Source organism: Caballeronia arvi (genome assembly GCF_001544695.2).
Lineage (GTDB): Bacteria > Pseudomonadota > Gammaproteobacteria > Burkholderiales > Burkholderiaceae > Caballeronia > Caballeronia arvi.
In genome coordinates this window covers 88,350-109,039 of the sequence record NZ_FCOM02000001.1, presented here as the reverse complement: position 1 = coordinate 109,039, position 20,690 = coordinate 88,350, and the positions used below count along the sequence as shown (strand labels likewise).

Genomic DNA, 20,690 nt, shown 5'->3' with positions numbered 1-20,690 from the left:
AAACTAACATTGGAGACAAACATGAGCGATCTGAGCGTAGGCACGGCCAACGAGCCGAAAGCTTCCGAAAACACCGCGGACATCATTCGCAAAGTGGCCTGGCGGCTCATGCCGCTCATCATGCTGTGTTATCTGTTCGCGTTTTTCGACCGCATCAACATCAGCTTCGCGAAGTTCCAGCTGCAAAGCACGCTGGGATTTTCCGATACCGCTTACGGCCTCGGCGCGAGTCTCTTCGTGATCGGCTACGTGCTCTTCGAAGTGCCGAGCAACATGCTGCTCTACAAGGTCGGCGCGCGCCGCTGGATCGCGCGCATCATGATTTCGTGGGGCATCGCGACCGCACTGATGGTCTTCGTGCAGACGGAGTGGCAGTTCTACGGGCTGCGCTTCATCATCGGCGCGATGGAAGCGGGCTTCGCGCCCGGCGTGCTGTACTACCTGACGCTGTGGTTCCCGGCGAGCTATCGCGGACGCATCACGTCGCTGCTGTTTCTGGCCTCGGCGTTCTCGGGTCTCGTCGGTGCGCCGCTGTCGGGTCTCGTGCTCGGCCATATGAACGGCGTATTCGGTATTGCCGGCTGGCACTGGCTGTTCCTGCTCGGCGGCCTGCCCTGCGTGCTGCTCGGCGTGCTCGTGCTGAAGGTGCTGAAGGATCGCATCGATGACGCCGCATGGCTCACCTCTTCCGAGAAAACCTATCTGAAAAGCCAGATCTCGACGCAGAGCCAGCACACGGACACCGGTCATTCGCTCTTTGGCGCGATCAAGACGCCTGGCTTCCTGATGCTCGGCCTGATCTACTTCCTGATCCAGATCGCGTCGTATGGCCTCAACTTCTGGGCGCCGCACCTGATCCGCGCGGCGGGCACGCAGAACCCGACGATCATCGGTCTCCTGACGGCGGTGCCGTATATCTGCGGCGCGATCTGCATGGTGGTGGTCGGCCGCATGTCGGACCGGTCGGGTGAGCGCCGCAAGTTCGTCGCGATCCTGCTGGTGATGGCAGCGGCGGGCTTCTTCGCGGCCGGTATCTTCGACAAGCAGACGACGCTCCTGATCGCCGCGCTCGGCGTGATGGGCGCAGGCGTGATCGCTTCGATCCCCGCGTTCTGGGCGCTGCCGCCGAAGCTGCTGACGGGCGCGGGTGCGGCGGGCGGGATCGCGTTGATCAATACGCTCGGGCAGTTGGGTGGCATCGTGAGTCCGGTGATGGTGGGCCGCATCCGCGACACGATGGGCAGCACGACGCCCGCACTGTACGCGATCGGCGCGATGAGCCTGATCTGCGCGCTGTTGCTGCTGTTCGGTTTGCCGCAGTCGCTCAGGCAGCGGGATCATTCGGAGCAGAAGGCCTGAGCTTTTCGCGACTTTAGAAGCGCCTGAAAGCGAAAGCGCCCGGCGGAGATTCATCTCCCCGGGCGCTTCTGCATTTTGCATTCATTCGACCAGATGGCGTTTTGCATGCCGAATGCATTTCAACGACGACGATTGCAGCAGACGCGGCGCCAGTTGACAGTCCAATCCAGCCGGTCAAACGCCTTTGAGCAATCCCGCAAGGCTCACGTCATTCCATCGCGGAATGCCTGAGGTCGTAGTCCATCAGCACCGCGCGGTTGTCCTGCCACATGCCGACGTAATGAACCATGAAACTGTCAGGACGCCGGTAGGTCCAGGGCGTATTCAAATCGATGAAACTGCGGATGTGCGTCGCGTCGAACTCGGGCTGCGCCTCGAATGCGCGAATGAAGAAGTGCTGGTCGCCCTTGCTCGCGTACACGTGCGACTTGTCTTCGAGCTGCGCGCACTCGTTCATGACGTCCGAAAACGCATCATAGTTGTGCTGATTGCGCTGAAAACCCATGATGCCTGAATTGAAACTCCATGTTCCCATGTCGCGGGCGAGGACCACTTCACGTTCGTGCGTGAGTGGCTCGAGCCGCTGGTTCATGTCGTTGATGAGCACGTCGGAGTCGATCCAGAACACCCATTGATGATGCGGCATATACTCGCGCAGCAACGCGGCCTTGAACCAGTTCCCGGAGCTTTTCCCGTCGCTCAGTTGCGGTGGAATGTCGCGATGCACATAGAGCGTATAGCCGTGACGCTCGCAGTAGCGCCTGAAATTGGCCTCGGCGATGCGCCCATAACACGCGATGTTCGGCGTGTAGAGCATGACAACCGCGATCGCACGGCCCGGTTGCGACACGCTGTGCGTCGCCGTTTCGCGCACGCCGTTATCGGGCAAGGAGAGGTACGGCAGCCCGCGGGCGTTGCATTCGTTGATGTGCTCGAGAACCGCGGCGCGAAAACGCCGATGCTGCTTTTCGTCGCTGAAGCTCGCGGCGAACGCGTTCCAGGTTGCCCAGACGCTTTCGAGGTTGCTTGCCACGGGCACCACGACCTGTACTTCGTCGACGCGAAACTGAGGCGGACAAGCGTCGAACGCGTGAAGCATGGCGCCTTCGTCGTCCGGTAACACAACGCCGTAGCGGCACTTGCCGACGAGATCCGCGATGTTTCGGCGCACGGATTCCGTATTGCGAAAGATCAGCACGTTCGTCTGCGGAAGGTTCGAGTCGGTGCAAGCGAGGAGCCAGTCCCGGCCCGCCATCAACAGCGGCAATTCCACCGGCCGGAGAATCGCGGTGTTGTCGCTCAGCAGAAGCACGATTTCGTTGGGCGCCGCTTCGTTCAGATAGTGCAGCAGCGTCTCGTACTTATAGACCCAGCGCACCACGCCGTTGCTGCCGGAAAGGTCCGACATGTCGATCTCTACGTGGCGATATCCAAGCGCGCGAGCGTAGTTCCGATGATTGGTGAATGCGCCGGGCGCGCGGTCGAACAGAAGGCTGATGACGATCATAAAAACGAAAGCGAGAAAAGATGACGGCTCGGCGCTCACGGACGGGCCGCGCGAGCGAACCGCTTAGCATCGCTGCCGCGGGTCTCGATTCGCATCGGAGCGCTCTGAAAACCTTGGGAAACACGCCATTTCTCAACCGCCCATAAAATGTCCGAATGACCCGAAAAGCCTTTTCCGCCGATGACGCCCTGCAGGGCTTTCATCCCGCCGTCGCGGGCTGGTTCCGCTCGCGCTTCCCCGCGCCGACCGCCGCGCAGGCGCGCGCGTGGCCGCTCGTGCACGCGCGCCGCTCGACGCTGGTCGCTGCGCCGACGGGCTCGGGCAAGACGCTCACGGCCTTTCTCGCCGCCATCGACGAACTCGTGCGCGATGGCATCGCGCTCGGCGGTGCGCTGCCGGACGAGACGCGCGTCGTCTACGTGTCGCCGCTCAAAGCGCTGTCGAACGACATTCACGTGAATCTCGAGGCGCCGCTCGCGGGCATCGCGCAGACTTTGCGCGAATCCGGCGTGGCCGCGCCGGAAATTCGCGCCGCCGTGCGCACCGGCGACACGACGCAGCAGGAACGCAACGCAGTGAAGAAGCGCCCGCCGCACATTCTCGTGACGACGCCCGAATCGCTCTACGTGCTGCTTTCGTCCGATTCGGGACGCGCGATGCTGTCGACTACGCGCACCGTGATCATCGATGAAATCCATGCGGTCGCGGGCAGCAAGCGCGGCTCGCATCTGAGCCTGTCGCTTGCGCGGCTCGATGCGCTGTGCGAGGACGCGGGCGGGCAGCGCCCGGTGCGCGTCGGTTTATCCGCGACGCAAAAGCCGATCGGGCTGGTCGCGAAGTTTCTCGTCGGAGAAAATGAGCCGTGCGAGATCGTCGATGTCGGCCATGTGCGCGCCCGCGATCTCGCGCTCGACATCCCGCCGATGCCGCTCGAAGCGATCATGTCCAACGATATGTGGGAACGCGTCTACGACCGTCTCGCGGACTTGTCGGCGCAGCATCGCACGACGCTCGTCTTCGTCAACACGCGGCGCATGGCCGAGCGCGCGGCGCGGCATCTGACCGAGCGGCTCGGAAAGGAAGCGGTCGCGGCGCATCACGGCAGCCTCGCGCGCGAGCATCGGCTGGAGGCGGAGCAGCGTCTGAAGCGCGGCGAGCTGCGCGTGCTGATCGCGACCGCGTCGCTGGAGCTGGGCATCGATATCGGCGATGTCGATCTCGTCTGCCAGATCGGTTCGCCCGGCTCGATCGGCGGGTTCCTGCAGCGCGTCGGACGCTCGGGACATCACGTCGGTGGCACACCGAAAGGGCGGCTTTTTCCGACTTCGCGCGACGATCTGATCGAATGCGCCGCGCTGCTCGACTGCGTGCGGCGCGGCGAGCTCGACGCGCTCTCGATCCCGCGGGCGCCGCTCGACGTGCTCGCGCAGCAGATCACCGCCGAAGTGGCGTGTCGCGAGTGGGGCGAGGACGCGCTTTTCGAGCGCATCACGCGCGCGTATCCGTATTCGACGCTCGATCGCCAGCATTACGACGCCGTGCTGCGCACGCTCGCGGAAGGCTATACGGGGCGGCAGGGCGTGCGCGCCGCGTATGTGCATCGCGATGCGGTGTCGCGCACGCTGCGTGGACGGCGCGGCGGCAAGCTGACGGCGGTCACGTCGGGTGGCGCGATCCCCGACAACGCCGATTTCGCCGTGCTGCTCGAACCGCAGGGCTTGCAGATCGGGACGGTGAACGAGGACTTCGCCGTCGAAAGTCTCGCGGGCGATATCTTTCAGCTCGGCAATACGTCGTACCGCATCGTGCGGGTGGAAGGCGGGCGCGTGCGCGTCGAAAACGCGAACGGCCAGCCGCCGAACATTCCGTTCTGGCTCGGCGAGGCGCCTGGCCGCAGCGACGAGCTTTCGCACGCGATATCGCGGTTGCGCGGCGATATCGATGCGCGGCTCGGTGGCAGCGTCGATTCGGCCGTCGCGTGGCTCGCGCAAGAAACCGGCATCGGCGACGAAGCGGCGCGGCAGATCGTCGACTATCTCGCCCGCTCGCGCGCCGCGCTGACCGTGCTGCCAACGCAGGACACGCTCGTCATGGAGCGCTTCTTCGACGAATCCGGCGGCACGCAACTCGTCATTCACGCGCTGTACGGCAGCCGCGTGAATCGCGCGTGGGGTCTCGCGCTGCGCAAGCGCTTTTGCCGCACCTTCAACTTCGAGCTGCAGGCCGCCGCAACCGAGGACGCGATCGTGCTGTCGCTGACGGGCAGCCACAGCTTCGTGCTCGATGAAGTGTGGCGCTATCTGAAACCCGCAACGGCGGAGCACGTGCTGATCCAGGCGCTGCTCGACGCGCCGCTCTTCGGCGTGCGCTGGCGCTGGAACGCGACCAATGCGCTCGCGCTGCCGCGCTACACCGGCGGGCGCAGGGTCGCGCCGCAGTTGCAGCGCATGAAGAGCGACGATTTGCTCGCGGCCGTGTTTCCGGATCAGGTCGCGTGCGCGGAGAACATCGTCGGCGAGCGGGAGGTGCCCGCGCATCCGCTTGTCGAGCAGACCATCGACGATTGCCTGCACGACGCAATGGACAGCGACGCGTGGCTCGCGCTTTTGCGACGCATCGAAACGGGCGATGTGCGGCTCGTCACGCGCGAGTTGCCCGCGCCGTCGCCGCTCGCCGCCGAGATTCTGTCGGCGCGTCCGTATGCCTTTCTCGATGACGCCCCGCTCGAAGAGCGCCGCACCCAGGCCGTGCTCGCGCGCCGCTGGGCCGACCCGCAATCCGCGGACGATCTCGGCGCGCTCGATCCCGACGCGATCGCGAGTGTGCGCGAGGAAGCGTGGCCCGAGGTCACGAGCGCCGATGAAATGCACGAAGCGCTGACCACGCTCGCCTGCATCACGGAAGCCGAAGCGCAGCGCGATCCGCAATGGCTCGCGTGGCTCGATGCGCTCGCGCGCTCGGGCCGCGCGACGCGTCTGCAGATCGCGGAGCACGACGCGCTGTGGACGCCCGTCGAACGGCTCGCGTGCGTGCGCGCGGTCTACGAGCATGCGCCGATGCATCCGCCGCTGCTGCCGCCGCCCGGCTTCGACGACCCTTGGGCGCCCGACGACGCGCTCGTCGAAATCGTGCGCGCGCGGCTGTCGGGCGCGGGGCCGCTCGCCGTGCCGGAGATCGCGCGTCCGCTTGCGCTGCCCGCGTCGGCGATCGCGCTCGCGCTAACGCGGCTCGAAGCGCAGGGCTACGTGATGCGCGGCCGCTTCACGCCGGGCGCGCAGGCCGAGGAATGGTGCGAGCGGCATCTGCTCGCTCGGATTCATCGCTATACCGTGCGGCGGCTGCGGCGCGAGATCGAACCGGTCGAGCGGCAGGACTTCATGCGCTTTCTGCTCGAATGGCAGCGCGTCGCGCCCGATGCGCACGGCGAGGGGCGCGACGCGCTCGGCGCGGTGCTCGAACAGCTCGAGGGTTTCGAGGCGCCGGCGGTCGCGTGGGAGGATGACATCCTGCCCGCGCGCATCGCCGATTATTCCGGCATGTGGCTCGACGAGCTCTGCCGCGCCGGCAAGCTCGTGTGGACGCGTCCCGCCGGACGTTCGCGCGCGTCGGGCGGCCCGGTGCGCGGCACGCCGATCGTGCTGCTGCCGCGCCGTCACCTCGATGCGTGGAACGCGCTGATGGCGCCCGACGAAGCGCCGCAGCTTTCATCGCGCGCCGAACGCGTGTTCGATGCGCTGAAGGCCCACGGCGCGATGTTCTTCGACGAACTTCTCGCCGACGTGCGGCTCTTGCGCACCGAACTGGAAGACGCGCTCGGCGAACTCGTCGCGCTCGGGCTCGTCAACGCCGACAGCTTCGCCGGCCTGCGGGCGCTGCTCGCGCCGGCGGCGAAGCGCAACGCGTTCGCGCGCCGTCCGCGGCGTGGCGGCTTGTTCATCGGCGGAATGGACGATGCCGGCCGCTGGGCGCTCCTGCGCCGCGCGCAGCACGACGATGCCCGCAACGAAGGCGATATCGAGCACGTCGCGCTGACGCTCTTGCGGCGCTATGGCGTCGTGTTCTGGCGTCTGCTGGAGCGCGAGGCTCAATGGCTGCCGCCGTGGCGCGACTTGCTGCGCGTCTATCACCGGCTGGAAGCGCGCGGCGAGATTCGCGGCGGGCGCTTCGTCGCCGGGCTCGCGGGCGAGCAGTTCGCGCTGCCCGAAGCGGTGCCGCTCCTGCGCGACATGCGCAAGCGGCCGAAGGACGGCGCGTTCGTCGCGCTCTCGGCGGTCGATCCGCTCAATCTCGTCGGTACGCTCTTGCCGGGCGAGAAAGTGCCGGCGCTCGCGGGCAATCGTGTGCTGTATCTCGATGGCGTGCCGGTCGGCGCGGTCATCGCGGGGAAGACGCGCTATTTCGGCGATGTCGAAGGCGAAGGCCGCGAGCGTGTGCGTCTCGCGCTGGTGAAGCGCAGCGCGCGTTCGCTCGGAGGTGGAATGGCGGGAGCGGGCGTCGCGCTGCGCAATTAGAGAAGCGTCAGGTCTTCTTGACGATCTTCGTGGTGAACGGCCCGCTCTCTGCGACCGGTACATCCTTCACCGGCACGCCCGGATAATCGACGACACGATTCACGTTCGATGCCGGACGGATGCGAAACGACGGGCGCAGACCATCGCGCGCGCCGCCGACGATCGTGTTCATCGCCTGTCTGTCGAGCTCGACGCTGTCGGCGAGATCCCTGATTTTGATGACGGCCATGAGTGTTCCTCCGTAATGGGGAGTCGACGTGTCCGATGAGTATAGGCAAACTGCGTGGACGCTCATCGGTCGGAAAACGCCAAGGGCGGCAAAAGGCCGAAGCCTTCTGCCGCAAGGACGTTTGCAAATTCCATGCGAGAGCCGTGCCAGGTCCATGCGCAACCGTGGCGGAGCACAGCAACACCTTGATTTGTCGAAGTTTTCAGCAATGCCGGCCACACCGTGCAAACGCCCGCGCCGAATGATCTGCCGCTCATGTACCGACACTCGTCATTGATCTGTCGGTCTCCGAACGACATGTGCGCGATGCCGCTCATGATCGAAAACGCCATTTGCACAAGCGTCATGCGAAGGCTAGTATCGACAGAGCACCGGGGGTTTGTTACGACAAGTGGATTGTCGATCGATTGGAGCCGCGTCGCGTCCCACAGATGACAAGTTTTGCGCAAGCGATTCGAATATATCGGGGCGACGGCGGTTCGCGCGACGAGTTCTTTGCCGGCGTGGACGGCGCATTGGCGACCGAGCAGACGCCGCCGAAGCGGCTCATGGAGATCCTCGACGAGGAACATGCGGCGCGGCCCTTGCCGCCCGACATCTATGCGGCCATCCGGCGGCGCATCGAGCATGCGGCGCGTACGCGTCCCGATGCGGATTCCCCCACGGGCCCCGCCAGCCGCGACGAAACACGCCTGCAGACCACGCCGGGCTTCTCGCCGCCGCCATCGCGCGATCCGAGCAGCGGCACCGGCGGCACTTTCGGCCAGGCGACGCAGGTGATCGTTGACCGCGATCAGCAGATGAAAGGCGTCGGCGACACGCTCAACAGCCGCTTCGTGCTGGAGGAGTGTCTCGGCATCGGCGGCATGGGCACCGTGTACAAGGCGCTCGATCTGCGCAAGCTCGAGGCGTCGGACCGGCGTCCGTATGTCGCGATCAAGGTCCTCAATCTTCAGTTCCGCGGCAATCCGAAATCGCTGATCGCGCTGCAGCGCGAGGCGCGCAAGGCGCAACAGCTCGCGCACCGGAACATCGTCACCGTGTACGACTTCGACCGCGACGGTCAGGTCGTCTATCTGACGATGGAATATCTGTCCGGCCAGCCGCTGTCGCGATTGCTTCGGAACCCGAATTTCAAGGGCATGCCGTTCGCCGAGGTGTTTCCGATCTTCAAGGGCATGGCCAACGCGCTCGCGTACGCGCACGAGCGCGGTTTCGTGCATTGCGACTTCAAGCCCGCCAACGTGTTTTTGACGGACACGTCGGAAGTGAAGGTGATCGATTTCGGCATTTCGCGCGTGATTCAACGTCCTGAAGAAGAATCCGAAGCGACCGTGTTCGATCCAGGCAGCCTCGGCGCGATGACCCCGGCGTATGCGAGCCCGGAAATGATGGAGCATCGCGAGCCCGATCCGCGCGACGATATTTACGCGCTCGCCTGCATCGCGTATGAACTGCTGACGGGCAAGCATCCGTTCGAACGCGTGCCCGCGCTGCAGGCGAAGAGCGCGGGCATGAAGCCGCAGCGCCCGGACAATCTCGGCAACAAGCAGTGGAAAGCGCTGAAGGCCGCGCTCGCCTTCGAACGCGAGGCAAGGACGCCGAGCGTCGCGCAATTCCTCGACGAAATCAGCGAAGAGCACGCCGCGACGCCGGCGGGCGGCAAGGCGAAGAAAAGCGGCGCGCCGAAGTTCGCTATCGGCGCGGCAGTGGTCGCAGCGGCTGCGATCGCGGGCGCGGGCTACTACTTCTACGATCAGTCGAGAGGCGGCGAGGACACCGCGCGCGAGGCGCCGCCTCACGCGTCGGATGGCAGCGCGACGGGCACGGTGACACCGCACGCGCCCGGCGCTCCGCCGGCTTCCGCCGTGGTCGTCACGCCCGCCGTGCCCGCGACGCCCATTCCTCAGCTCACGACGGCGGCCGTCACGCCCGTTCTCGCGAGCGTGCCGTGCTCGGCGCTCGTCGCGTCGGTGCACGATCAGACCGTCGACGTGCAAGGCTTCGTGTCGCAGAAATACGGCCTGTCGCGGCTCAAGGAGGCGCTCGGCCGCGTGCCCGGCGTGAAGACGACGAACTTCGGTGTGCAGCAGGTCGCCGACGACAAATGCGATCTGCTCAAGGTGTTCGGCGCTTACTGGACGGCCAACCGGCAGTCGGGCAGGCCGGCGTCGGTTCACACGCGTTCGCGCGCGACGCGGCTCGTCGAAGGTGATCCGCTGATCGTCGATCTGATGACGCCCGGATTCGATTCCTACGTCAACGTCGATTACTACATGCTCGACGGCAGCGTCGTGCATCTGGTTCCCAATGCGCGCTCGCGGGACAATCAGGCGCCGCCGAACTACACGGCGACCATCGGCACGATGGGCGACTGGGTCGTCGGCAAGCCTTTCGGCTCGGAGATGATCGTGCTGACGGTCGCGCCCGCGCCGCTCTTCGACGCCCCGCGCCCCGACAGCGAAGCGAAAACCGAATATCTGCGCGCCGTCGAAAAGCGTCTGTCCGCGCTCGCGGGCAAGTACGGACGCGACCGCGTGGCCGTCGATATCTTCCAGATCACCACGCAAGCCAAAAAGTAGGCGCAAATCAGGGCTTTGTGGCCGAAGCCAGCACGCACGGCATCGGCACGAGTAGTTCGCCGTGTTGCGAGTACGCCTTCACGGCCGTGCGCACTTCCTGCTCGATCGACGCCAGCGCGGCTTTCGATTGCGCGCGCAGCAGCGCTGCCATACGCACGCCGCCATGCATCAGCCCGTCGAGCGGTGTTTCCGGCAGCACGAGATGCCACGTTTGCTCGACTTCATCGGCGCGCGCGTCGGCAAAGCCCGCTTCCGTCAGCACGCGTACACACTCCTCGGGATCGCTGAAGCGGAAGAAGGGCGGCGAGGGCGGCAGACCGACATCGAGTTTGCCGTGAACCTGAATCGCGTCGAGCACCATGCCGAAGCCGACGGCCCGCTCGGGCGGCGCCCATGCGGTGAACGCGACGCGTCCGCCCCGCCGCAGCACGCGCGCGGCTTCTTCGAGCGCGCGCTCAGGCTCCGGAAAATGCAGCATGCCGAAGCTGATGCCGACCGCGTCGAAGCTCTCGGCGTCGAAGGGCAGATGCTCGGCGCCCGCGATCTGGAACTCGACCTCGGGATGGAGCTGGCGCGCGTGCGCGATCATCGACGCGGAGAAGTCGACGGCCGCCGCGGTCGCGCCGCGCTCGATCGCCGCCGCGGCGAGATTGCCGGGCCCGGCGGCGACATCGAGCATGCGCGTGCCGTTACCGACCTGAAGCGCATCGAGCAGCGCCGGATGCGACTGGACAGTGAGCCTTCCGAAATAATCCTCGTACGACTGGACGACGTGCTCCCAGCCGTCCTTCTCGAACGCCGCGAATTCGTCGAATTGCATGACGCACCTCCGCCCGCCGCTCGCGCGGCCTGGGTCGTTGCCGGAGGCCGGGCCTCGCGAGGCAGACGCGAGGCTAGGTCCTGGGCTTCTCGATAGAAGCTTTCAGCTCGTTCAGCGCGTCTTCCATGCGCTTGCTGACGAGCGCATAGGCTTCGGCCTGAGTCTGCTGGGTCGTGCGCGCGATGTCCTGCATGTCGGCGAGAGCGTTGTGCAGCGCGCGTTGCACGACTTCGTTGGCGTTGAAGGGAGGCTGGGTCGCCGTGTTGGCGAACTGTTTGGCGATGGTTTCCAGGTCGCCCAGGGTCCGGCGCAGGATTTCGAGTTGTTTGTCGCGCAGCGCTTCCATGCCGCCGAACGCGACGCGGTTGGTGGCCGCGAGCGCCTCGACGTCCTTGCGCCGCGATTCCATGATCGCGGTGACGTCGAACCCCGGAAGCTGGTACTGCTGGAACATGGCGGCAAACTGGCTGAACGGATCGCTGAAGTTTTGATTCATCGTGCCTCCCCAGGGTTTTCTCGGTCGAATGCGAGCCACTCTTGCGGGCAAAAAGGCGAGCCTGGCCCGGCCGGCATGGGCCGTGCGCGAAACCATGCCAACGCGCACCCGGCACCTGATACTACCAATATAAGCCGTGGATTTGGGGCAAGGGAAAACACCAGAACGGTCGGTCTTGCCGGGGAGTCCGTGCGGTCACAGTTTGATGCAGGTCAAATCGTGCCGCACCGCGCAAACGACCATTGAAGCATGGCGGCGGCGCCAAGCAGATGACCGCGCAAGCGCCGAGCCGCCCGACGGTCGGGAGAACATCATGATCAGGGGTGAAGGGCGCATCGTAGCGGCTCTGGGCGCCGTGTTCCTCTCGCTGGGCGGCATCCATGCGGCGCTGCGCGGTTTGCTGTTCGACGAGACCGCCGTGATGTACTACGGCGTGCTCGCGATTCTCATCGGGGCTGCGTCGTTCGTCGTGATGCTCACACCGTTGCCGAGCGACGAGCCCTGACGATTCCTGCACTCAAGGCTTCAGCTGTCCTCCTCGTCAGCGAAAACGCTGTGTTCCGCCTTGATCTGTTCGCGGTCGATGCACTGTACGTGCCAGCGTCCGGTAGTCTTTACGCCTGAGCCGTCCGCATACCACAGCACCCGTCCCGCGAGACCTTCGCGCGGGCCGTTCGGCGCATCGAAATCGAGGCGTTCGAGCACGCAGATGGGGTCTTCCACGTGCTGTCCGCAGATCATCGTGCCGTTCGAACCCGAGCGCAGACCGCCCCAGTCCGGAACTTCCACTGCCTGGTGGCCCTCGCGCGACCAGCGGCGTGTTTCCTTGTCGAGCCACAGGATGGCGAACGCAGCCGATTGAGTGCCTTCGAAGCCATCCAGCTTGACCGTGATACGCATGTCATCCTCCATGAAACATTTCGATGGACGAGACGCTCAGCACGTTTGCGCCGGCCATGAGCGTCGTATGAATGGCGGCTTGCGCCGCGCGTATTGTTAGGGCGTTACGGCGCGGCCGGTTGCAGCCGCGATGTCTGGTTCGAACTGCGTGCGGGAGATAAGTTTAATGTCGCCGCATGTAATGGGTTCCATCGCGTTGCGGATCGCGCATGCAGCGATGGGTCTTCGAACCAATCAAGCAAGACGGATGCCGAAAGGCGCTTCGCGCGCGTGTTCGTTTCGTCGTTGCATGTCTGAAGTTTAGTACGACAATCTGACGCTTACGCGACAAGCTACGGAGACATATCGACGCATGTATCCTCGAATTACCGGAGATGGACGCAGTGCATCATTGCTGTTGGACCGCGCTCGTCGGGCGTGCATGGGTGCACCACGGTGGTTTGTCGCGCACCACGGCCTCGCTTCAACGCTGCACCGCAATATCAAGTCTTGTGTACCTGGAGGCATATCGATGCGTGCAATGATCTTCCACGGCGATGCGCCTCGGCTGCAAGCGGTCGATGTGCCGGACCCGTCGCCGCGTGCGGGCGAACTGCTCATCGACGTGCACGCGTGCGGCGTGTGCCGAACCGATCTGCATGTCGTCGACGGCGAGCTCGCGCATCCGAAGCGGCCCGTGATTCCCGGACATGAAATCGTCGGAACGATCGCGCAACTTGGCGCGGGCGTGACCGGCTTTGCGCCCGGCGATCGCGTGGGCGTGCCGTGGCTTGGGTCCACGTGCGGGCATTGCCGTTACTGCGCGTCGGGCCGCGAAAATCTCTGCGATACGCCAGGCTTCACGGGCTATACGATCGATGGCGGCTATGCGGAGCGCGTCGTCGCGGATGCGCGCTACTGCCTGCACCTGCCGCAGCGGTATTCCGACGTGGAAGCGGCGCCGCTGCTGTGCGCGGGACTCATCGGCTATCGCACGCTGGCGATGGCCGGCGACGCGCAACGCATCGGCATCTACGGCTTCGGCGCGGCGGCGCATATCGTCGCGCAGGTTGCGCGGCATCAGGGGCGCGCGGTCTATGCGTTCACACGTCCGGGCGATCTCGCCGCGCAGAGGCTCGCGCTCGATCTGAACGCGCACTGGGCCGGCGGCAGCGACGAAGCGCCGCCCGACGAACTTGACGCCGCGCTCATCTTCGCACCGGCCGGCGCGCTCGTGCCCGCGGCGCTCAAGGCGGTGGCGAAGGGCGGGGCCGTGGTGTGCGGCGGTATTCACATGAGCGACATTCCTTCGTTTCCGTATGACCTGCTGTGGGGCGAGCGGCGCGTCGTGTCGGTCGCGAATCTCACGCGCGAGGATGGGCGCGCGTTCATGCATATTGCGGATGAGTTTCGTCTGGATTTGCGTACGACGTGTTATGCGCTCGATGACGCGAATCGTGCGCTCGCCGACTTGCGGGAAGGAAGGGTCACGGGGGCGGCGGTATTGAGTGTTTCTTAGGTGGAAACTTGAATTCGTGTCGGTTTATTAGCGTTGCCCCTCCCCGGGGCGGGGGTAACTTTCTTTGCTGCTGCAAAGAAAGTCACCAAAGAAAGCAGCTTTTCCCAGCCTAAGCACTTCACGCCGGCCGCGGCACAGGCGATTGGTTGAATGGCCCCCGGAGTAGCAAGTGCCCTCGAAGGTCTTATCGGGCTTGGATCGCGCACGGTCCGTCTCATCGCACCACATGACTTTCTGGCGCAGCCCTTGCATGCTCCGGCCCGCTGCGCGGCCGATGGGCATAGCGGTTGCGGTTGGTGAGGATCTACGAACGTTCGTCAGTGGTGCGCGAGCATCGCCCGGTCGACGATGCGTACCTGCCGGCCGTTGAGCCCGATCGCACCCTCCCGCTGGAGCTTCGAAAGCATACGGCTCACGGTTTCAAGTTCCAGCCCGAGATAGCTGCCGATATCCGCGCGCGTCATCGGTAGGATGAGTTCGGCCGGATGTTCGGCCGGCGACGCAGCCCCCGCTTCCAGCCGCTCCGAGAAATCCAGCAGGAACGCGGCCACGCGCTCGCGCGCGGGCATGGTCCCCAGCATCAGCGCAAGACGCGACGCACGCACGATTTCCGCGCTCATGATCGCAAGCAGTTCGTGCTGCATCGACGCATATTCGCGGCACAAAGGCTCCAGGATGCCGACCGGCATGATCCGCACGACGCTCGGTTCCAGCGCGACCGCGTCGCTCTCGTGGCGGTTCGTGCACACGCCGTCGAGCCCGAGCGTTTCGTTCGCGAAGTGAAAGCCGGTGACTTGCGTGTGCGGGGCGCTGTCGTCGTCGGCACTGGGATACGTCGCCACCGTCTTGAAGCAGCCGCTTTGCACCGTGTACAGGCTGCGCAGCGGCTCGCCCGCACAATACAGCGCGTCGCCGCGTTCGACCGTGCGGGTCGGAAACGGAATGGCGTCGGCGTCCGACAGACGGACATTCAACGTCGGGGCGCCATCGCGCGCCGTGCGCCTGAGCGAAGCGCCAGGGTCGATTGACGGTTCCATGAGGTTTCCTCCTACAGACCAGTATGGGTCACGGATGGAGGAAAAGAAAATCCGTTGCGCGTCCGAAAGCGGAGGCGGGGATCGATCGCTAGTGCGTGGCGTCGCCCGAAAGCGGCAGCACAAGGCACGATTGCGCGCCGCCGCCTTCCCGCGCGCGCAATTCCAGCGTGCCGCCATGCAGCCGCGCGATGCGCTCGACGATCGCGAGCCCGAGGCCCGTGCCCTTCGGCTGGCCCTCGCCGCCGCCGCGCTTGAACGGCTGCTTGAGCGCTTCCGGATCCTGACCGCCGAGCCCCTTGCCGCGATCCGCAATCACGACGCACGCAGTGTTCGCGTTCATGTCGGTCCACGTGCGCACCTCCAGCCCGACGACGCCATACAGCACCGCGTTCTGCATCAGATTCATGAGCATGCGCATCATGCTGATCGGACGAAAAGGGAACGGTTCGATCTCGCCGAGATCAAGCGCGAATTCATGCCCCAGTCCGGCGAAATCCGCGGCCAGGTTCGCGATCAGCGCATTGAGATCGCCGACGACGGGCGTCTCCTTTGCGCCGCTGCCCGCGTAATCCATGAACTGCTGGAGAATCGTGTCGATGGTGTCGAGATAGCCTTCCGCCGATGCCGCGAAGGCCGCGTCCGTCGACGGGACGGAGGACATCGCCATCGCGAGGCGCAGCTTGGTCATCGGGGTGCGGATGTCGTGCGATATGCCCGCGAGCATCAACGCGCGCGTGGCGTCGGCTTCCTTCAGCGCGGCCGTCATGCGATTGAACGCGCCGCTGACCTGCGCGATTTCGGTCGGTCCGTCGGTCGGAAGGACGCCGGGCTCGCCGCCCGCGGAAACGAGCCGCGCGGCATCGGCGAGATGGGCGAGCGGGCGGTTCAGATGGCGCTGGATCACATAGGCCGTCGCGAACGCGAGGGCGCCCAGTCCGAGCGATAGCAGGAGCGCGGTGGCGAGGCCGTCGTCGTGCGCGGCTTCCGGCACCGGCAGCGCGAGCCAGCGCGGCTCGCCCGACAGATGCGCGCGAATCCACAGTCGCTGCTGACCGTCATCGGTCGTGTCGCCGCTTTGCCAGCGCACGAGCATGTCCGGCGGCAGATGACGCCGCAGACTCTCGATGAAAGTTCGCCGCCAATACGATTGATAGAAGCGCAGCCGCGAGTCCGGCGCCGCCGTGCTCGCGCCCGCGGGCAGGTCCGCGCGCAGGTCGAGGCGCGAGAGGACGGTTTGCCTGGCGTCGGGCGGCGTCGTCTCGAGGAGCGTGTCGAGCGCAACGATATAGTTCGCGAAAGCGCCCGCCGCCCGCTCGATCCGCGGCGCCTGGATGAAATGCAGCAGCACCGCGATCGCGCAAACCTGGCTCACCGCGACCAGCGCGACGAGCAGGAGGACGTTGCGCGCGAAGAGCGAGCGCGGCACGACGCGCAGGCCGGACGCCACGCTCATGACTCGATTTCGGCGAGCAGCATGTAGCCGACGCCCCAGACGGTCTTGATGAAGCGCGGCTTGCCCGGATCTTCCTCGACGATCTGCCGCAACCGCAACACCTGCACGTCGATGCTGCGATCGAGCGCGTCGTGATCGCGGCCGCGCGTACGGGCGATGAGGTTGTCGCGGCTCACCGCGCGATTCGGCGACGAGCCGAGCGCGCTCAGCAGTTGCATCTGCGCTGAATGAATCTCGAACGGCTCATCCTTGCGATACAGCTTCTGCTTGCCGAGATCGAGGCGGAAATCGCCGAAGCGAATGATTTGCTGCGTGAGCGTCGGATCGCCCGCGGCGATCTTCTGGCGTCGCAGCAACGCCCGCACGCGCGCGACGAGCTCTTGCGGCAGGAACGGCTTGGCGAGGTAATCGTCGGCGCCGGTTTCGAGGCCGACCACCTTGTCGACGGGATCGCCTTTCGCGGTGAGCATCAGGATCGGCAGCGTCTGGCCTTCCGCGCGCAGACGCTTGCAGACGGAGAGGCCGTCTTCGGGCTCCATCATCCAGTCGAGCACGAGCAGATCGTAAGGCTCGCGCTGAAGGTAGCGGTCGAGCCGCTTGCCGTTCTCGACGACGCGCACCTCGAAACCCTGCGAACTGAGAAAACGCTGCAGCATGTTGCGCAGTTCGGCTTCGTCGTCGAGCACGATGATCTTCGACAAGGTGTCCATGTAGGCTCCGGATCAGCGTTGCGCGGCGTGCTCGTGCATGAAGGCTTCGATCTGCGGCAGGGTCACGAAGCCGTTCTTTTGCGTGTCGATTTCGTCGAAATGCTTCGCGACCATCGGCATGCCGGTGGATGCCTGTTCACGGGTGAGCTTGCCGTCGTGCGTCGTGTTGGCGGTCGCGAAGCGGCTCTGCAACTGGACGAGCGCGCGTTCGACGCGCGGGCTCGCGCCCATCGGCTGGGTTGCGGTTTGCGCGAACGCGGCGCCTGAGGTGACACATGAGGTGACGCACGCCGCGCATGCGGCAAGGATGACGAGGATCTTTCGCATGGCGCTCTCCCTGATTCGATTCGAATGATCGTGAAACGGTGATGCCATTCTATTGAGCCGCGTGGCGAACGCAATCTTGGGGATGCTACGAATCGTGTCGCTGCATTTCATCAACGATGACCGGTGTTTTCGGCGACATCGTTTGAAATAAGTTATGCCTCACGCTGCGCGCGGCGCTTCGCTATCGTTGTCATCGCCGGCCCATGAGCGCTCCACGCTCTGCCGAAATGACCACCTTGCGATGCATGAGGACTTCACCATGAATATTCGTTTGCTCAGCGTTTCCGCCGTTGCCGCCATCAGCCTGACCTGCGCAAAGACCGCGTCGGCCGGAACGAGCGTGCAGGTTTCGTATATGGCACCGGCCGTCGTGTATGCGCCGCCGCGGCCCGTGTATTACTACGCGCCGCCGCCGCGACCGACTTACTACTACATGCCTGCGCGCACCGTCGTGGTCGAGCCGGTCGTCCCGCCCCTGGCGGTTGCCGTTCCGCCGCCTCCGCCGAGGCCGCCTGCTGTCGTCGTTTCCGCTTATGCGGTTGCGCCGGCGGTGCGCGTGACATACGCGCAGCCAGTGCTCGCGGCGCCCATCGTCGTGATGCACTGAACGCCGCCGTCGTCGTGCTCGGCCGATCCGGGCGATGCGCTGGCAAAGAGCATAGTGCATTGCGATCGCTTTGAATGCGTAATGCAATACGCAGAATGCAATCGTTAACGTTGTCCACCGGCTTCTATACTGGATGAACCGTATCGGCCGAAGCGCCGATGCGGCGGCGAGCCCGGCGCGTCGCGCCGCTTCATGGCGTTCCAACAGGAGGATCGAGCCATGCTATTCATCGTCAACTGGACGGCGCAACCCGATGTCGAAAGACAGGCGGCCGAGCGATTCCTGCAAACCCGCGGCGCGCCACCGGACGGCATCCATCTGATCGGACGCTGGCATGCGATTGGCTCCATCTGGGGCATCGCCGTATGCGAATGCGATGATGTCCAGCCGCTCGCGCGCTGGGCGCACGAATGGGCCGACCTGTTCATGTTCGATATCAAGCCCGCGATCACCGACGAACAGGTCGGTCGCATGCTCGCTGAGTTCGCCGAGCGGCAATGAGAGGAAGGCGCGGGGCGATTCGTCGTACGAACGCGATTTTTCGCGCGTCCCGCGCGTTCGCGAGAGGTTAGGGTTTTGGTGGCTTGCAGCGGGAAGGACAATGCCTCAACATTCGAAAATGTACTATCTAGTTCAAATTTGAGTGCCGTTCGCGGTCCCCGCCGTGTTTCCGAAGGATGGCGCCATCAAGGAGCGAAGCGTGACCCAATCCCCTACGAAAGAACCCTGCGTCATATCGGTAGCCATCACCGGCTCGGTGCCGCGCAAGAAAGACAACCCGGCCGTGCCGATCACCATCGCCGAGCAGGTCGAGAGCACGCACGAGGCGTATGAAGCGGGCGCGACGCTCGTCCATCTGCACGTGCGCGACGAAGACGAGCGCTCGAGCTCGGACCGTCATCGCTTTGCGGAATTGCAGGAGGGCATTCGCAAGCACTGCCCGGACATCATCATTCAGTTTTCGACGGGCGGGCGCGGGCGCTCGTTCGAGCAGCGCGGCGCGATGCTGGATCTGAAGCCCGACATGGCGTCGCTCGCGACGGGCTCGGTCAATTTTCCGACGATCGTTTATGAGAATCCGCCCGATTTCGTGCGCTCGCTCGCGCAGACGATGCTCGATCACAACGTCAAGCCCGAGATCGAAATCTTCGATCTGGCGATGCTTTACAGCACCGTCGATCTCGTGAATCAGGGCTTGCTCAAGTCGCCGGTGCACGTGCAGTTCGTGCTCGGTGTGAAGAACGCGTTGCCCGCGCGGCTCGAGATACTCGAATTCGAAGTGGAGCAGTTGAAGAAGAATCTGCCCGATGCGACCTGGACAGCCGCGGGCATCGGCCGTCATCAGCTGGAAGTGAATCACTGGACGCTGCAGTTGGGCGGGCATTGCCGCACCGGGCTCGAGGACAACGTGCGCTGGGACAAGGACACGCTCGCGAAGAGCAACGCGCAACTGGTGAGCCGCGTGGCGTCGCTGTGCGCGGAGTATGGAAGGCCGGTGGCGACGGCGAAGGAAGCGAGGAAGTTGTTGTCGCTTTGAGGTATCGCGATGACTAATCGAGGCGCGCTGGCGGGAAACCGCGGCGCGCCATTTCATTTGTGCGGCGTCGCGTCGCGCTTTCTGGCCAGCTCAGTCCATTCGGCACAGATCTGCTGAACCACGCCACTGAGCAGCGCGAGCTCTGGCGAATCGTCGGCGAGGCGCGTGCTCTCATGATGATCGGCGACACGACGGTCGGGTTGTCCCGCAGGCGATACCGCATTTCGCCGCACAGGAAGCGCTCGACGCTGGCCGGCGCGAGCGCGATGCCGCCGCGAGCGCGATGCCGCCGCGCGCCGCGACGAGCCCGCGCGCCGTCTGCAACTCCTGCACGTCGTGCTCTTCCGTCGGATCGAAATACTTGTTTGACACGGTGTGTGCCGCGAATTGCTCACCTGCTACGCGCGCGATGCGGTGCTCCGTGATGCGGGCATGCGACGACGCCGGCGAACGCACGCGTGACCCCGAACGCGAGATCTCGCTGGTCTGCTACGGCAGCAAGGGCGGACTGGAAGACTGTGTGTTCCGCATCAAGACGGAGCGCCTCAGCGCGTGTCGCATAAACGGAATGCGCGGTACGGCATATGCCGTGAATGAGGTCGCAACGGGTGGGACGAAGGCGCTGACGCGCCGTATCCGGCGTGGCGATGCGCCGGCGAACGCGCGGTAGGTAGTGGTATCAGGGCTTGGCCGACCGGAGGGTGGCGTCGAGTTACATGCATCCCTATGGACCGATCGAGGAGCAGGTGCGGCCGATCTTGCTTTTTGCTTCGGATGATGCATCGTATGTCACCGGCTCGGTGTGGCCGGTGGCGCTTCATCTGGCGCATCAACTGCTCGCAAGATGAAGATCAAAGCGAGCATTCATACGCTCTTGTCACATCCATCTCTCTTCCTGGACGGATTGAGCGCCGTGCCGCGTAAGTCAGCGTCCGTTTGCTGCTTGTCACAAGTTGTATTCGACTTAAAGCAAGCATGATTTGAAGACTACGTTGCAATGGCAATCGTTGTTATCGTTCCAACCTAGTCGTATTCCTAACCGTTATTAATATGGGATTCAAGTTCCAATGAATGTGTTTCGCTATCCGAATCAAAGAAGAGGAATGGATCGTTGCAG

The 20,690-nt window shown here is 64.7% G+C and carries 18 protein-coding genes; 8 read left to right on the top strand and 10 right to left on the bottom strand.

Translation table 11 applies throughout. The features are described from left to right. The first annotated feature begins 21 nt into the window (after positions 1-21). On the top strand, positions 22-1,359 hold the full coding sequence (locus tag AWB74_RS00470; RefSeq protein WP_061144824.1) for an MFS transporter: 1,338 nt from the start codon (positions 22-24) through the stop codon (positions 1,357-1,359). Positions 1,360-1,567: 208 nt separating this feature from the next. Here the strand turns inward: AWB74_RS00470 and AWB74_RS00465 are convergent, their stop codons facing one another. Next, positions 1,568-2,767, bottom strand: a complete 1,200-nt coding sequence (locus AWB74_RS00465) for a glycosyltransferase family protein (protein ID WP_235024449.1) — start codon at positions 2,765-2,767, stop codon at positions 1,568-1,570. Between the two features lie 254 nt (positions 2,768-3,021). Here AWB74_RS00465 and AWB74_RS00460 point away from each other — a divergent pair, with 254 nt between their 5' ends. Beyond that, entirely contained in the window at positions 3,022-7,377 is a 4,356-nt protein-coding gene (locus AWB74_RS00460) for a DEAD/DEAH box helicase (RefSeq protein ID WP_061144822.1), read from the top strand. Between the two features lie 7 nt (positions 7,378-7,384). Here AWB74_RS00460 and AWB74_RS00455 read toward each other — a convergent pair whose 3' ends face one another. Next, positions 7,385-7,606, bottom strand: a complete 222-nt coding sequence (locus AWB74_RS00455) for a hypothetical protein (protein ID WP_061144821.1) — start codon at positions 7,604-7,606, stop codon at positions 7,385-7,387. Between the two features lie 62 nt (positions 7,607-7,668). Beyond that, on the bottom strand, positions 7,669-7,953 hold the full coding sequence (locus AWB74_RS00450; RefSeq protein WP_061144820.1) for a hypothetical protein: 285 nt from the start codon (positions 7,951-7,953) through the stop codon (positions 7,669-7,671). Positions 7,954-8,037: 84 nt separating this feature from the next. Between AWB74_RS00450 and AWB74_RS00445 the strand changes: the two genes are divergently transcribed. Next, on the top strand, positions 8,038-10,188 hold the full coding sequence (locus tag AWB74_RS00445; RefSeq protein ID WP_061144819.1) for a serine/threonine protein kinase: 2,151 nt from the start codon (positions 8,038-8,040) through the stop codon (positions 10,186-10,188). 7 nt (positions 10,189-10,195) lie between these two features. Here AWB74_RS00445 and AWB74_RS00440 read toward each other — a convergent pair whose 3' ends face one another. Further along, a complete protein-coding gene (locus AWB74_RS00440) occupies positions 10,196-11,008 on the bottom strand; it encodes a class I SAM-dependent methyltransferase (protein WP_061144818.1) in 813 nt (270 codons plus the stop codon). Between the two features lie 73 nt (positions 11,009-11,081). Next, positions 11,082-11,504: a phasin family protein gene (phaP, locus tag AWB74_RS00435; protein WP_061144817.1), complete on the bottom strand. Its 423-nt coding sequence runs from the start codon at positions 11,502-11,504 to the stop codon at positions 11,082-11,084. A 313-nt stretch (positions 11,505-11,817) separates the two neighbouring features. On the opposite strand from phaP, the gene AWB74_RS00430 reads away from it, so the two are divergent. Beyond that, on the top strand, positions 11,818-12,009 hold the full coding sequence (locus tag AWB74_RS00430; protein WP_061123606.1) for a DUF2964 family protein: 192 nt from the start codon (positions 11,818-11,820) through the stop codon (positions 12,007-12,009). A gap of 20 nt (positions 12,010-12,029) precedes the next feature. Here the strand turns inward: AWB74_RS00430 and AWB74_RS00425 are convergent, their stop codons facing one another. Then, positions 12,030-12,404, bottom strand: a complete 375-nt coding sequence (locus tag AWB74_RS00425; RefSeq protein WP_061145225.1) for a DUF3564 family protein — start codon at positions 12,402-12,404, stop codon at positions 12,030-12,032. Between the two features lie 511 nt (positions 12,405-12,915). Here AWB74_RS00425 and AWB74_RS00420 point away from each other — a divergent pair. Continuing rightward, positions 12,916-13,902 carry a zinc-dependent alcohol dehydrogenase family protein gene (locus AWB74_RS00420; protein WP_061144816.1) on the top strand — a complete coding sequence of 329 codons (987 nt, stop codon included), beginning with the start codon at positions 12,916-12,918 and terminating at the stop codon, positions 13,900-13,902. 317 nt (positions 13,903-14,219) lie between these two features. Here the strand turns inward: AWB74_RS00420 and AWB74_RS00415 are convergent, their stop codons facing one another. The 4 genes from AWB74_RS00415 to AWB74_RS00400 all read right to left on the bottom strand — a co-directional run bounded on the left by AWB74_RS00415 (position 14,220) and on the right by AWB74_RS00400 (position 17,429). After that, on the bottom strand, positions 14,220-14,939 hold the full coding sequence (locus AWB74_RS00415; protein WP_061144815.1) for a helix-turn-helix domain-containing protein: 720 nt from the start codon (positions 14,937-14,939) through the stop codon (positions 14,220-14,222). Positions 14,940-15,027: 88 nt separating this feature from the next. Then, positions 15,028-16,392: an ATP-binding protein gene (locus AWB74_RS00410; protein ID WP_061144814.1), complete on the bottom strand. Its 1,365-nt coding sequence runs from the start codon at positions 16,390-16,392 to the stop codon at positions 15,028-15,030. After that, positions 16,389-17,102, bottom strand: a complete 714-nt coding sequence (locus AWB74_RS00405) for a response regulator (protein WP_061144813.1) — start codon at positions 17,100-17,102, stop codon at positions 16,389-16,391. The genes AWB74_RS00410 and AWB74_RS00405 overlap by 4 nt, the downstream gene beginning before the upstream one ends. A gap of 12 nt (positions 17,103-17,114) precedes the next feature. Then, complete coding sequence (locus AWB74_RS00400) at positions 17,115-17,429, bottom strand: EF-hand domain-containing protein (protein ID WP_061144812.1); 315 nt, start codon at positions 17,427-17,429, stop codon at positions 17,115-17,117. A 259-nt stretch (positions 17,430-17,688) separates the two neighbouring features. On the opposite strand from AWB74_RS00400, the gene AWB74_RS00395 reads away from it, so the two are divergent. The 3 genes from AWB74_RS00395 (at position 17,689) to AWB74_RS00385 (ending at position 19,573) form a co-directional block, all read left to right on the top strand. Next, a complete protein-coding gene (locus AWB74_RS00395) occupies positions 17,689-18,036 on the top strand; it encodes a hypothetical protein (protein WP_087038719.1) in 348 nt (115 codons plus the stop codon). A gap of 219 nt (positions 18,037-18,255) precedes the next feature. Then, the gene (locus AWB74_RS00390; protein WP_061144811.1) at positions 18,256-18,537 is read left to right on the top strand and encodes a DUF3303 domain-containing protein; all 282 of its coding nucleotides are present in this window, start codon (positions 18,256-18,258) and stop codon (positions 18,535-18,537) included. 199 nt (positions 18,538-18,736) lie between these two features. Beyond that, entirely contained in the window at positions 18,737-19,573 is an 837-nt protein-coding gene (locus tag AWB74_RS00385) for a BKACE family enzyme (RefSeq protein ID WP_061145223.1), read from the top strand. The last annotated feature ends 1,117 nt before the right edge of the window (positions 19,574-20,690 follow it).

Bases quoted from the DNA above. Each gene is read 5' to 3' on its own strand.
- AWB74_RS00470 (WP_061144824.1), top strand. From the start codon at position 22: ATGAGCGATCTGAGCGTAGGCACGGCCAACGAGCCGAAAGCTTCCGAA.
- AWB74_RS00465 (WP_235024449.1), bottom strand. From the start codon at position 2,767: ATGTCGGACCTTTCCGGCAGCAACGGCGTGGTGCGCTGGGTCTATAAG.
- AWB74_RS00460 (WP_061144822.1), top strand. From the start codon at position 3,022: ATGACCCGAAAAGCCTTTTCCGCCGATGACGCCCTGCAGGGCTTTCAT.
- AWB74_RS00455 (WP_061144821.1), bottom strand. From the start codon at position 7,606: ATGGCCGTCATCAAAATCAGGGATCTCGCCGACAGCGTCGAGCTCGAC.
- AWB74_RS00450 (WP_061144820.1), bottom strand. From the start codon at position 7,953: ATGACGCTTGTGCAAATGGCGTTTTCGATCATGAGCGGCATCGCGCAC.
- AWB74_RS00445 (WP_061144819.1), top strand. From the start codon at position 8,038: ATGACAAGTTTTGCGCAAGCGATTCGAATATATCGGGGCGACGGCGGT.
- AWB74_RS00440 (WP_061144818.1), bottom strand. From the start codon at position 11,008: ATGCAATTCGACGAATTCGCGGCGTTCGAGAAGGACGGCTGGGAGCAC.
- phaP (WP_061144817.1), bottom strand. From the start codon at position 11,504: ATGAATCAAAACTTCAGCGATCCGTTCAGCCAGTTTGCCGCCATGTTC.
- AWB74_RS00430 (WP_061123606.1), top strand. From the start codon at position 11,818: ATGATCAGGGGTGAAGGGCGCATCGTAGCGGCTCTGGGCGCCGTGTTC.
- AWB74_RS00425 (WP_061145225.1), bottom strand. From the start codon at position 12,404: ATGCGTATCACGGTCAAGCTGGATGGCTTCGAAGGCACTCAATCGGCT.
- AWB74_RS00420 (WP_061144816.1), top strand. From the start codon at position 12,916: ATGCGTGCAATGATCTTCCACGGCGATGCGCCTCGGCTGCAAGCGGTC.
- AWB74_RS00415 (WP_061144815.1), bottom strand. From the start codon at position 14,939: ATGGAACCGTCAATCGACCCTGGCGCTTCGCTCAGGCGCACGGCGCGC.
- AWB74_RS00410 (WP_061144814.1), bottom strand. From the start codon at position 16,392: ATGAGCGTGGCGTCCGGCCTGCGCGTCGTGCCGCGCTCGCTCTTCGCG.
- AWB74_RS00405 (WP_061144813.1), bottom strand. From the start codon at position 17,102: ATGGACACCTTGTCGAAGATCATCGTGCTCGACGACGAAGCCGAACTG.
- AWB74_RS00400 (WP_061144812.1), bottom strand. From the start codon at position 17,429: ATGCGAAAGATCCTCGTCATCCTTGCCGCATGCGCGGCGTGCGTCACC.
- AWB74_RS00395 (WP_087038719.1), top strand. From the start codon at position 17,689: ATGAATATTCGTTTGCTCAGCGTTTCCGCCGTTGCCGCCATCAGCCTG.
- AWB74_RS00390 (WP_061144811.1), top strand. From the start codon at position 18,256: ATGCTATTCATCGTCAACTGGACGGCGCAACCCGATGTCGAAAGACAG.